The organism is Dawidia soli (assembly GCF_018598185.1).
Lineage (GTDB): Bacteria > Bacteroidota > Bacteroidia > Cytophagales > Cyclobacteriaceae > Ohtaekwangia > Ohtaekwangia soli.
In genome coordinates, this window is sequence record NZ_JAHESC010000008.1 from 137,540 (window position 1) to 149,833 (window position 12,294).

At 52.5% G+C, this 12,294-nt stretch carries 15 protein-coding genes; 4 read left to right on the forward strand and 11 right to left on the reverse strand.

Annotated elements, in window-relative coordinates:
• Window positions 1-72: 72 nt before the first annotated feature.
• The 9 genes from KK078_RS07765 to KK078_RS07800 form a co-directional block, all read right to left on the reverse strand.
• Complete coding sequence (locus KK078_RS07765) at window positions 73-1,248, reverse strand: DUF3570 domain-containing protein (RefSeq protein ID WP_254089682.1); 1,176 nt, start codon at window positions 1,246-1,248, stop codon at window positions 73-75.
• 11 nt (window positions 1,249-1,259) lie between these two features.
• A complete protein-coding gene (locus KK078_RS07770) occupies window positions 1,260-1,475 on the reverse strand; it encodes a DUF4266 domain-containing protein (protein ID WP_254089683.1) in 216 nt (71 codons plus the stop codon).
• Window positions 1,476-1,481: 6 nt separating this feature from the next.
• Window positions 1,482-2,432 carry an FAD:protein FMN transferase gene (locus tag KK078_RS07775; RefSeq protein WP_254089684.1) on the reverse strand — a complete coding sequence of 317 codons (951 nt, stop codon included), beginning with the start codon at window positions 2,430-2,432 and terminating at the stop codon, window positions 1,482-1,484.
• Entirely contained in the window at window positions 2,422-2,856 is a 435-nt protein-coding gene (locus tag KK078_RS07780) for a thioredoxin family protein (protein ID WP_254089685.1), read from the reverse strand. The genes KK078_RS07775 and KK078_RS07780 overlap by 11 nt, the downstream gene beginning before the upstream one ends.
• A gap of 97 nt (window positions 2,857-2,953) precedes the next feature.
• On the reverse strand, window positions 2,954-3,334 hold the full coding sequence (locus KK078_RS07785; RefSeq protein WP_254089686.1) for a hypothetical protein: 381 nt from the start codon (window positions 3,332-3,334) through the stop codon (window positions 2,954-2,956).
• Window positions 3,335-3,554: 220 nt separating this feature from the next.
• The gene (locus KK078_RS30770) at window positions 3,555-3,701 is read right to left on the reverse strand and encodes a hydrolase (protein WP_394370551.1); all 147 of its coding nucleotides are present in this window, start codon (window positions 3,699-3,701) and stop codon (window positions 3,555-3,557) included.
• Between the two features lie 25 nt (window positions 3,702-3,726).
• Window positions 3,727-4,545 carry a hypothetical protein gene (locus KK078_RS07790; RefSeq protein ID WP_254089687.1) on the reverse strand — a complete coding sequence of 273 codons (819 nt, stop codon included), beginning with the start codon at window positions 4,543-4,545 and terminating at the stop codon, window positions 3,727-3,729.
• A gap of 484 nt (window positions 4,546-5,029) precedes the next feature.
• A complete protein-coding gene (locus KK078_RS07795) occupies window positions 5,030-6,052 on the reverse strand; it encodes a phosphotransferase (protein ID WP_254089688.1) in 1,023 nt (340 codons plus the stop codon).
• The gene (locus tag KK078_RS07800) at window positions 6,049-6,528 is read right to left on the reverse strand and encodes an AAA family ATPase (protein ID WP_254089689.1); all 480 of its coding nucleotides are present in this window, start codon (window positions 6,526-6,528) and stop codon (window positions 6,049-6,051) included. The genes KK078_RS07795 and KK078_RS07800 overlap by 4 nt, the downstream gene beginning before the upstream one ends.
• Before the next feature lie 391 nt (window positions 6,529-6,919).
• Between KK078_RS07800 and KK078_RS07805 the strand changes: the two genes are divergently transcribed.
• The 4 genes from KK078_RS07805 to KK078_RS07820 all read left to right on the forward strand — a co-directional run bounded on the left by KK078_RS07805 (window position 6,920) and on the right by KK078_RS07820 (window position 10,454).
• The gene (locus KK078_RS07805; protein ID WP_254089690.1) at window positions 6,920-7,393 is read left to right on the forward strand and encodes a DUF302 domain-containing protein; all 474 of its coding nucleotides are present in this window, start codon (window positions 6,920-6,922) and stop codon (window positions 7,391-7,393) included.
• Between the two features lies 1 nt (window position 7,394).
• Window positions 7,395-9,095 carry an alpha-amylase family glycosyl hydrolase gene (locus KK078_RS07810; protein WP_254089691.1) on the forward strand — a complete coding sequence of 567 codons (1,701 nt, stop codon included), beginning with the start codon at window positions 7,395-7,397 and terminating at the stop codon, window positions 9,093-9,095.
• 91 nt (window positions 9,096-9,186) lie between these two features.
• Window positions 9,187-9,696, forward strand: coding sequence for a DUF892 family protein (locus KK078_RS07815; RefSeq protein ID WP_254089692.1), 510 nt, complete (start codon window positions 9,187-9,189; stop codon window positions 9,694-9,696).
• A gap of 20 nt (window positions 9,697-9,716) precedes the next feature.
• Entirely contained in the window at window positions 9,717-10,454 is a 738-nt protein-coding gene (locus KK078_RS07820) for an LOG family protein (protein ID WP_254089693.1), read from the forward strand.
• 124 nt (window positions 10,455-10,578) lie between these two features.
• Here KK078_RS07820 and KK078_RS07825 read toward each other — a convergent pair whose 3' ends face one another.
• Both KK078_RS07825 and KK078_RS07830 read right to left on the reverse strand, forming a co-directional pair.
• Window positions 10,579-11,748, reverse strand: coding sequence for a PAS domain-containing sensor histidine kinase (locus KK078_RS07825; RefSeq protein ID WP_254089694.1), 1,170 nt, complete (start codon window positions 11,746-11,748; stop codon window positions 10,579-10,581).
• Window positions 11,693-12,229: a CHASE3 domain-containing protein gene (locus KK078_RS07830; protein ID WP_254089695.1), complete on the reverse strand. Its 537-nt coding sequence runs from the start codon at window positions 12,227-12,229 to the stop codon at window positions 11,693-11,695. Before KK078_RS07830 ends, KK078_RS07825 begins: the two co-directional genes overlap by 56 nt.
• Between the last annotated feature and the right edge of the window lie 65 nt (window positions 12,230-12,294).

A 12,294-nucleotide genomic window follows, 5' to 3' on the forward strand; every position in this document is an offset into this window, starting at 1 on the left:
TCAAGGACAACCTTGAAGGCTCTGTAAACTTATGCGAATTGTTGATGTCTGATGCCGGCGGAAGCATCTCCGCTATTTGAACTTCGCGTGCAACGAAATAATGTTGGAGACAAGCCCCGTCTGGCGCGTGTAATGGCCGTACCGGATCTCGACCGTATTGAACTTGCCGATCCCTAAGATCCCATCGGCCGAATTGAAGCGTATGCCCGTACCGAACAAATGGCTGTCGAACTTCGAGAGGTCATAGTCGCTCGTATAGTGCACCTCTGCGGATGCATGTTGTTTATACGGTGCAAAGTAGTCTATCGCCGATTGATTATAATAGCGGTAGAACGGGCTGATCGAAAAGAACGGCGTGATCTTGACGGGCGTCTCAAGTTCGGCGGTATTGCTCCTTAAGCCCCAGTCGTCCTGGTAATACCGGTAAAACGCCCTGACGACAATCCGGTCGCCCAGGAAATAGCTCAGCCTGACACTGGCCGGAACTTTGAACCTGGCTCCGGGCAAATGTTCGATACCGGCGGTATTGTCACTAAAGTAGACGCGGTTGAACGGCAGGCTCAGGAAACCTTTTTGATAGGCAAGGTCGAGCAAAAACAAAAGCTGCAGACGCGTGTTGACGATTTGTGAATAGGACACGGTGGCGCTATAGGTATTGCGGGCCTCGGTCCCACCCTTCCTTCCGGCCCGCTGTTCGATCGGGTAAATAAGCGTGACGGCATCCTGGAATGTCTGCAACCGTATCCCCACCTGGCGGCTCCTGTCTTTTGAATCTTTAAAGGCATTTATACCTCCGCCCACAGAGAAATAATCGTATTCGGAGGATAGCGAGAAGTTTGCGCCGATGGTACTTCCTTTGGATTCATTTATACGCGACCAGGCGATACTCGGGTAAATGCGCTGATCGGCCGAAGATGCCGACGACACGGTAGAAGGATCGATCTTGTCGGACGACGCCGAGGTATACGTATCGATTCCCAATTCGATGTTGTACGAGTTGATGCGATGTTTCCGATCTGTTTTCAGCAGGTGCACGTCGATCGTGGTAGCAAAATCGGTAAGTTTTTCAGAGCCGGTTCCACCGGTCACGGCGGCATTGTTTCCGTCCTGACGATAGTAGCTGGAGACAAAATTCACTTCATCGACTTTGAGCTTCCGGTCTTCGTAGCGGGCAGTATCAGTCGCTTGTGAAAACGCACTGAGGATTGACGCATATAGCGCCAGTATGGTTACAGGTATTCGAAGCATATAGGCAAGATCTAATTACAGCCGCATCCACCGCCCGATTTTCCGCCGTTTGCACCGGCAGATCCTTCGCGGTATAGCTCAAAATTGTTTTCGGATTTTTGTCCCTTCCGCATCGACAGCTCCATGTCGGCATCGTTGAGGTACATTTTCTGATATTCTTTGACGGGTTTACAGGAGACAATCGCGATCAGGCACATGATTGCAATCCAGGGAAATTTTCGTTTCATACGTGATTAATGAACGGATATGTTCTTTGAAGTGAATAACTGATTATTGTCGTCGATGATGATGCAGGCAACACCTTTCATCTGATCGATCATGTTTAGTCCGGCGCGCGGCCCCATGACCGTAACCGGTGTAGCCAGGGCATCGGATAGCTCGGCCATCGGGCTGATGATCGAAACGCTTTTAACGCCTGTCACGGGCAGCCCTGTTTTAGGGTCTATCGTGTGCGAGTATCGCTTTCCACCGATCATGACAAATTTTTCGTAGTTGCCGGACGTAGCAATGGCGCCGTCGGCCAGGGCAAGAGACGAGAAGGGGACTTTGGTATCCGGGTCGGCAATGCCGACGGTCCAGGGTTTGCCATCGGCCTGACGGCCCCATACCGTCAGATCGCCGGCGGCATTTACAACACCGCTATGAACGCCGAGAAGCATCAACAGCTGTTTGGCACGATCTGCCGCATAGCCTTTGCCGATACCGCCAAAACCGATCCGCATGCCCGCGTGCCGGAGGAAGACGGTTACCCTTGCCTCGTCCAGGACGATATTCCGATAGTTTATAAGCCGCACAGATTGGCGGGCCACAGACGGATCGGGCAGGCTGGTCATCGACCGGTCAAAATTCCACAGGCGCCGGTCCACTCCTCCATAGGTGATGTCAAAAGCTCCCTGCGTAAGCTCAGAGATCCGGATCGAGCGCGCAATAACGTCAAAGACCTCCCGGTCCACCGCCACGGGCCGGATACCCGCTTGCCGGTTGATCGCCTGTGTCTGGCTATCGTCCCGGAAGGTGGTAAACAATGATTCAATGCGACGGATCTCCTGCACGGCAAGGTCCATGCAATGCTCGGCCCAGGCCGCATCCCCTGTCACAAGGGCGATGCTGAACATATTGCCCATCAGCTTACATGTCCTGCGGTGCAGGGTTTCCCCGGCCGCTGACAGCACGTTATTTGCCATGCGGAGACTCGTGTAGCTGGTTGATAAACTCACTGACCGATCCATGGCTATAGCCGTTCCATTCCCGGATCACCTCGCCATCGGCCGTCATTAGCAGGGTTAAAGGAAATTTACCGGTGGGATTGTACCGTTCCGCCAGCTTTTCGTTGCGCTCCTGCTGCCGGGCATCGGGCTGATTCTTCTTCTGACGCGGGAAGTCCGCCCGCACCAGTACCAGGTGCTGGTCGGCATAGGATTGAAATTCGGCGGCTTCGAATATCTCGCGTTTCATCTTGATACACGGGCCACACCAATCCGACCCTGAAAAATTTAACAGGATCAACTTGTTTTGTTCATGCGCAAGCGTTCTGGCTTGCTCGAAGTCGTTCAACCATGTAGCCGGACCACATAGCAGAAACGCTATGATAGAAACGAATACTTTCATAGGAGTAACTTTTACGTTGTAAAATGTAGAAAACGCCTCGGCCGTAATCTCTACGGCATTCGGGGCGGGAATGAAAATAAGAAAGCGGCAAGCGCCCTTAGATTTTAGGCGGCTGCCAGACGGATGTAGCCACCCGCGGGCCATATATATCGTGGTAGATCACAGCGGTGATGGTCATCACCAGGGAAGACTTCCGTATAGGAAAAACGCGCGTACCTTCGGGCACTGTCTGAAGCGCGCTATGATGATGGTGCAATCGTTTCGAAAACGGCAATTTGTGATGGTGCCCGCGATGTTCGTGCTTCCGGTGGTCCGACGTACCGTAATGCAGCCGGAGGAATGTCAGGAACGTTATTTCAGGATGCTCCAGCCGGTGTTCTTTAAAATGCTCCGCGATAACCGGAATACGGGAAAGATCCGCCAGGTCCACCGAAGGAGACATCGTTTCGACAATAAAAACGAAGGAAAGCAGTATCATTCCCAAGCGTGTCGCCATCATAAACCAATAAGCCTCAGACCTACTAACAGGAAAATTCGTATTTTTATTTCGAAACGTGCTATAATTTTTACAGGATATTATAACTGATACGTTGTTAAGAGTCGTTCTAAATAAAAAGCGATCGCAAGCTGAGTTTCATCCCATACAGACTAAATGTATAAAGTCCCACGTTGCATTATCTCCGGTATAGTCCGTGCCGCTAAATCGCTCTGATCTGCGATACCACGATGTAGGTATGCCCATATTTCTTCGCACATTTGGGGCAATACGGGAAGTAGATATAGTCTTTGATCGACGCCACGTCGTTGCTGTCCAGCAGCCCGGCACCGTCATCGAAAACGTATATTTCGTCCGTAAAAGGCCTTCCCCGTTTATAGCGTCTGACCGAACCGGTATCTTATCTCGATATAGGGGCCTGCGCTAAGCGTTCGGATTTCATTGGTGTCTTCGCGGCTTTCCTGGAATAACTTCATGTGCCTGAGTTTCCCTCCGATGGCAAGATCGAAATCACCCCGTCGCTTCGAATATTTTATATCCGCCAGAAAGTTGCTGTATTGAAGTTTCACCTTACCTCCTTCGGTGTAAAAGCTCTTGAACTCCGGAATGTAGGTACCCGAAACTTCCCAACAGAGTGAGCCGTCATGATCATTCCACTCGCCGCGCAGCCCGACCACCGGATACGGCAGCGCCTGACGCCCAAAATCCTCGTAGACCTCATGCATGGGACTATTCGGCGACACCCGGCCGTCGAGGTAGAATACGATATGATCAAATACGAGCCCCCCCAGGTACCAAAGGCGCACGTGCTCACGATCCAGAAAACAGCCACTGTATTGCGCACTGATCCGATAATACCGCGTGGGCGATACATCAATGCCAGTTCTTCCATCCACCATAGTGCCGTTGTAAAATATCTCACGATCAAACCGGGAGGTACCGCGCAGGAAATATCGATCGTAGGCGAGCTGGATACGGTGTCCTTTCCGTAACGCGTATTCGCCCCATATTCTGACGGCCGCGTAACTTTTTATTCCCAGATCTTTAAGCGGCATTTTATCGCCCGTTATCTCCCACTCCCGAACACGCACATCGCCACCCAGCATAAACTCCTGTGTATACTGCACCCCGACGGTATACCGACGATCCCCGGATGCTGCATACTGCCCCCACGACAAGGTATATATGGACATCAACACCAAAAACGGAAGTAATACTTTCCGATGGTGCGCAGTAAATATCGCACCGACCGGCGAACTTTTAAGACTAGCGACCGAACTTTTCATATAATTGATTTTTATACAATCTCCATCGCTGCTGCGCCAAAAGAAATGATGGCGGTCCGCGTCCCTCGGGATATTTGTCGCCTGACGTCTTCACGCGGCGATCCAAGCATTACAACCAGCCGGCGGCCCACCGGGGCGCCTTTGTGATCAGGATCGCTCGCGATACTGATGATCGTTATGGAGATAAAATGGATAGCTCTGTACTTTTATATAGTCAAATTCCTGATCACCATGCACCCAACGAAAGAAACACTTCTCGCAGACAGAAAACAGGCTGCCGGTCTTCTGTCTGTCCGGCTGCTCCCCTGTTGGCCGAAGTCAAGCGCTGCATCAGGCGCTCCAGGAGGACCTATTCAGGGGCGTGACATCCTCCGATCCGTTACAAAAAACATCAACCTTCCAACGAACGCGCCGTGTGCATGTAGCGCTCCATCATCGCGACATACCGCACCATATCGGCAACGTGCTTGCGCACGGTCTCTGCGCGCCCATCCTGTTTTACCTCCATCGCGTGCACCTTGGCCCGGACATTAGCCCGCAACGCTTTAAAATACAGGAACAGCATTTCGTCTTCGAAACACTCGAAAGCAGAAAAGCCACTTCTGTACGCACGCAAGAACGCGTCTGCCAGGTGTTGTTGGCCCGACGCCTCCAGGTCCATGCACAAAAAGGCTACCTCATACAGCACATCGATCTGCCGGTATTGATCATTGAACTCGATACAATCGAAAATGACGGGGTCGGCACATAAAAATATATTACCGCAGTGAAGATCGCCGTGAACATCGCGTTTCATTCCGTGCTCGATCCGTTTTTGAAACCGTGTCGCGTGCCGCGCCAAAAATTCATCGCTCCATGCCGTCGCCTCGGCGATCACGACCGGCAGTACACCGTAGTGTTGCGAGGTCAATAATTTCCCGATGGATGAAATATCGTTGAAAAGCGCCTGGGCGGCAGTGAGATCGAACGCTGTATAGACGGGCGCTGCGTGATCATGAAAACCCGCCACTTTCCGCGCGAGCGTTTGCATCTCGTGCACGCGTACACCGTTCCGGGCAACACGGTTGTCCATTCTTTCCACCGTGGCTAACCTTTTCATGACCACGCAATAGTCGACCGGGGCCGCCGGCTGACCGCCGGCATGCCAGGCTCCGCCCGCTTGGGCGATGGGCTGTACCGACAGGTAGATGTCCGTGAACCGGCGGTTAAGCGCCAGTTCTTTTTCGCAATAATATTTACGCAGGGCCGGTGTGGAGAAGTCGAGGAACGTGAACTTTACGGGTTTCTTTATCTTCAGCGCCTGTGTGGCCGTCAACACAACCCATGAAATATGCGTTTCTTCCACAACGCCTTGCAGGGGCCGCCCTTCAAACAATCCTTGGCGGGCGAATGCGTCTACTTCTGTCCGGGTCATGCGCTTATATAGTGAATGGCTTGCTCGAGCATGGACTCGATATTCGAGTCGGTGGAGACAAGTGTCGCGTGCGGCATCACGATCTCTTCGAATTGGTCGCGCACGGCTTCATACACGCCGTAGTCGGCTTCGCTCCAGCGGCGCGGCCTCGAAAGACGTTTTCGGACCAGCGCTTCGTCGGCGGTGATCCCGATCACCCGCAAAGGCACAAGGTATCCCGTCGCCAGCCGTACGAACATCTCCCGCAGGGTATGATGAAAAAATGTTGCGTCGACAACGACATCGCGGCCGGCTTCGATCGCCGCCGATGCCAGTTCGACCATTCGCCCGTAAATAGCAAGCTTGTCTTCAATGGAATACTTTCGTCCCGCCTGCATTTCCACTCTTACCTGGTCGCTATTCAGGTAAACCGCTCCGATCCGCCGGGCAAGCATTTCCGAAAAGAAGCTTTTTCCTGAACCCGGTAATCCAGCCACGAGTATTAGCATTGCTTAGACGAATGGCTCAACGCTAGGACGTAATAAAGGCTGGCGTACCGCGTCTTTACGCTATGCGGACCATTCTGCGCGGGCATTGATCCGAGGATACAGAAACCATATGCTTTCAATCCTCCGCGCAGCTGATCGATTAATATATCCAACGCCGCGCGCACCGATATTTTTTTTGGTTGCATGGTACTTTCGATTTTTATTAAAAATAACACGCTCGCGCAGAAAAGCAAGTGATCCAAACGACGACACGTCGTGATCTTTATCACCCGGGTAGCGCCAGACGGAATAAGAATCCGATCGACCGATGATCTGTATCATACCGCATCACAGACGGCCCGCGCTAAATTTCGTATGAACCACCAGACAATTTTATTTTATGGCGTACTATTATTCCAGAAAACTACAGATCCCGTTTGACGAGGCTGTTCAAAGGGCGATCCAAAATCTCCAGCAACAAGGCTTCGGAATCGTGACGACGATCGACCTGAAAGAAACGCTGAAACAAAAATTGAATATCGACTTTCGCAAGTACCGCATTATCGGGGCGTGCAACCCGCAGTTCGCCTTCCAGGCCGTCAGTCTCGAGTCACACATTGGCCTCATGCTTCCGTGCAACGTTGTCGTGCAGGAGCATGAAAACGGGGAGGTCGAGGTCTCCGCCATCAATCCGCTCGAAACGATCGATAATATCACTGCCACAGCACAACTGGCGGTCATCGCGCAGGAAATCGGTAACCGACTCAGAGTGGCGATTGACACCTTGGAGCACGGCAAGCCGGAAGAAAATCTTCCGCAAGCCTTGCCCACTGATTATACTTCAACCGAACTTAACATATCAATACCAGGATAACGTGGAAAAATCGATTCGTGACCTCGACCTCACGCCGAAACCGGGGAAGGAGTATTGGAAAAACGGCGGGCGCGAATGGCGCGAAGAAGTAATATATTTCCTGATGGTCGACCGGTTTCATGATAGCCGGTCGCGAACGCCGGTCGATATGCCGGGTAAAACACCGGGGTATGGTACGCCCGGGCAGCTCCGCGAGCGCTGCGGCGGCACGCTCCGCGGCATCACCGACCACCTGCGCTATATCAAGAACCTTGGGTGTACGGCGCTCTGGCTAAGCCCCGTTTTCGAAAACAACGACGATGCCTATCATGGGTACGCTGTTCAGGATTACACAGCGATCGACAAACGCTTCGGCACAAAAGAGGACCTGGCCGTACTCGTAGACGTCGCACACGGCCTTAACATGCGGGTATTCCTGGACGTCGTGCTTCACCATTCCGGCAACAACTGGAGTTACCCCGGCGATCACGAATATTACTATTACAACGGCGCGGTCTTTCCCTTCGGGAAATGGCGTTTCGAAGACAAGCCGTCGCCGGTGGAATTGAGGAACCCTGACCTTTATGCCCGGAAAGGACAGATGCGGAACTTCGACAGTTACCCGGAAACGCGGGAAGGCGACTTTCTTACCCTGAAGGCATTTCGAAACGACGATTCGCCGGAGGCACTATACGTGCAGGAGATCCTGACCAAGATCCATTGTTATTGGATCCGGGAAACCGACGTCGACGGATTCCGGTTGGACGCCGTCAAGCATATGGGCGAAAAGACGATCAGCCAGTTTTGTTCACACATCCGCGAATACGCCTATAAATTGGGAAAACGTAACTTCTTTCTCTTCGGCGAGCTCGTCGGCCCCGAGGAGATGTATAATAAATACATAGGCCCGAAGACGGCCGTACAGGTAGAGGACACCGCGATCTATTACGGCCTCAACTCGGTTCTGGATTATCCGCTGTACCATGTGCTGTCGAACGTGGTCCTGGGAAAGGCCACACCGGAAAAGCTTATCGAGCGTTACGAATCGTTGCGAAAAAATGCGATGTCGCGGGGCGAGTTCGGAGAATTTCTGGTCACATTCCTCGACAACCACGATCAGGTGGGCCACATCCGGAAAGCCCGGTTCGGCCACAATGCTACCGAGCAGCAGATCATCGCCGGCACCGGGTTCCTGCTTTGCGCGCTGGGAACACCGTGCATCTACTACGGCACCGAGCAAGGCTTTCATGGTTCCGGCGAGGGTGATTGGGCGGTGCGTGAATCGATGTTCGACTTGCAGAACACGCAGAACAATGCCCTGAACGAAAACAATCTTATTTACCGGGAGATCGCGAACATTGCGCATATACGGGAAACCAGCGCCGTACTGAAGTTCGGGCGGATGTATATGCGCGAGTACTCCAACGACGGCAAAACGTTTCATCTGCCCGTCACCAGCGATTGCATGCTGGCATTCTCGCGCATCCTGTACGATGAAGAGATCGTCGTGGTATACAACAGCTCGCTGCAGCAGGAAGATGAGGAATACATCGGCGTCGACAGTCACCTGAACCCGGAGGGTACCGCATTCCGGTATTGTTACGGCGGTAAAGGAAAGATCCACGTATTAACGAACGAAGACGGGAGCCGCCACTTCATCAAAATAAAGCTGCAGCCCATGCAATTTGTGATCCTGACAAACCAGGATAGCAATATTCAATAAGCCCGGCGCGAATGACATGCATCATGCCGGCACAAAACCATCATCATATCTTTCCGGGGCATACTCCTTTATCTTACCAATAAAAAAAACCATGGACAAGACTATAAAAACGTTACAAGACGCGCTGACATACCAGGTACAGGGCCTGCTGTATGCCGAACAGAAGATTCGCGAGGCGTTCCAAAGCTGTAACCACCACCTGGAGTCGGAAGACGTAAAGCATGCGCTGGAGGACTATGCCGACAACGCCGGCAACGTATCGATCAAGCTCGACCGGATATTCAACTACCTGCTGATCGAACCGATCGCCCGCAAAAATGAGGTTATCCTGAAAATGATCGAAGAAACGCAATTCCTGCTCACGTATGCGGCGCGTCCACACTTGAAAGATATACTCATGGTCGGATGCATGAAGAACATCAATGCGTATAAAACGGTCAATCTCCGGAACTGCTACCTGATGGCTGTGGAGCTTGAGTTGGACACGGTCGCAGACCTGCTTCAGCAGATGCTGGAGTGGGAGCTCGCTACCGGTAAACGACTGGCCGCGCTGTCGATCCACGAGTTCAACAAACTGAACGGCCCTTTCCAGGCAAAATAGAACCGCTTTCCAGGAACATCATGCAGGACGAGACAACCGGCATACGATCAGAAATAAAGTTTCTTCAGGGACCGCAATCGCGCTGGGAGGAGCTGACGTTCACCGTCAAAACGCTGATCGAATTCATCCGCGGATTTCGCGCCCTGCATTTCATTGGCCCCTGCGTAACGTTCTTCGGTTCCGCCAGGTTCGACGAACATCACGAGTACTACGAGCTGGCGCGAAAGGCGGCGGGAGAAGTGGCGAGGCTCGGTTTTACGGTGCTGACCGGTGGCGGTGGCGGACTCATGGAAGCGGCCAACCGGGGTGCGAAGGACGTCGGCGGAAAGTCGGTAGGATGTAACATCGTATTACCCCACGAACAAAAGCCCAACGCATACCTCGACAAGTGGGTCAATATCCGGTATTTTTTTATCCGCAAGACACTGCTTATCAAGTACTCGTTTGCTTTCATCGTGTTGCCCGGCGGTTTTGGTACGCTCGACGAATTTTTCGAAGCCCTTACCCTGACACAAACCAAAAAGATCAACCAGTTTCCCATCATTGTCTTCAACCGCGCATATCATAAAGAGCTTCTCGAGCATATCACGCTGATGAAAAAAAAGAAGACAATCTCCACCGAAGATCTCAGCCTGATACTGGTCACCGACTCGATCGACGAGGCGCTGCAGTTCATAAAGGGTCAAAGCATTGCCCGGTATGGACTGCTGCCGGAACGAAAGCGCTGGCCGGCCAGGTTGTTATTCGAACACTCATAAAAAACAAACCGATAACACCGATGAAACTTCATCAAAAATATGTCCTCTTCACGATCTTTCTGATTGTGGTGCTCATATCACTGGCGATACGGTATGGGGGGTTTTCTGAAACAGCAAGTTCCTTTCACGCAGGCTGTGTCAGCACGACCTCTACCCGGGTGCCCTTTCCGGCGTCACTCTGAAACGTAACAGAACCGTTGAGCATCGCTACGTAGTGACGCATGATATGCAATCCGAGCCCCGTGCCCTGTATATTGCCTGCATTGGAAGCGCGAAAAAATCGTTCGAACAAATGCTTCTGATCCTCTTTCGGAATGCCGATGCCACGATCGCTCACGATCAGGCAAATACTGCCGTTTACCTCGGTGGCGATGTGGATGGCTCCATCCTCCGGCGAATATTTGATGGAGTTTGTGACGAGGTTCCGGACGATGTGGCCCAGCAACACCGGGTCCGTCCACACCGTGTCGGCCCCGGTGTGTGTATAGTGAATCGTCTGCCCGGGTTTGGCAAGGGCCTGCAGGTTCGTGCGGACACTTTCCATGTATAGGGGAAGATCGAGCTGCTCCAGGTTCAACCGTACGTCGCCTTCGTCGATCTTTGTCACTGATAGAAATTCGTCCAGGATGGCAGTAGGCATATTGACCGATGATTTGATCCTTGCCAAATGTTTTCCCACTTTTTCGCGGGTCTCGCCGAAGGTATAGTTTTCCGCCAGGAACGCCGACGACAGGATCGTTGTGAGCGGTGTCCGGAACTCATGCGATGCCAGGGTGACGAAGTCCGATTTAAGCTTGCTCAGCTCCGTCAGCGTTGCCAGCGCCTTTTTCGTTTCTTCTTCCGCCCGCTTGTGCGCAGACAAATCCAGGACCGCCGTCAGCAGGCAATTCCCGTCATACAATGAGATAACGTGGGCGTGCAGGGAAATATACAGGAGGTCTCTATCCCGCGGCCGGATATAAGTCTCCGTATGATTTGCCTCCGATCCTTTTGCGACCTGTTCAATGATCTCCTTCCGCTGCTCCATGCGCTCGAGGATACCGAGCTCCACGGCCGTTTTACCGATCAATTCATCGACCCTGTAATTCACCGTGTCGGCAAAGACACGATTGCAATGCAGGATCCGGCCGCTTTCATATTCACTCATCACGATCGCTATCGGACTATCGTAAAAAACCTTTTCAAACAACACGTTACTGCGCTGCAACGCCTCCTGCATGCGGATCCGCTTGTTGAAATTATACCGGATGGCGAGGAATGTCGATATCAGCAGGACAGCAATGCACGCCAGCAAAACAATAAAATTTTTCCGGAAAGCCTTCGAAGTTTCGTCGCTGGCCACGCTGCTGCTTTAGCAACGTCTCCTCAGATGCCCGGATCGTTTCGATACCCCGCAAAACGGGATCGATGCCCGCTCCCCCGGCCGGATCCCACAGGCCGGTCCATTTCCGGACGGCCCGGTCGAGCGAATCGATGCGTTTACGTTGCAGATGGTTACCATGGGTGATATCGCGCAACTCGGTTATGCTTGAAAGCACCGCGCTTGCTGCTTCCGTATCAACCCCCCGGTCGCGCCGGCGGTATACCGACAACTGCAAATCTTTACACGCGGCCGAGATCGCATCGACCTTGCCGACAACCTGATGGGTGTGACTAACCTCCTGCGAAGCCTCCACGGTCTCCAGGTTGGCGCGAAAACACACGATTGCCAGGATGGCGATCGTGACCACCAACAGCATAAACAGGACCCCCAGAATGGCTTTAAAAGAAAACATACGGCAAATAGCTCATATACACGCAGATCCAAAGTAACCGCAATCGTACTGTCCACTCTATGACA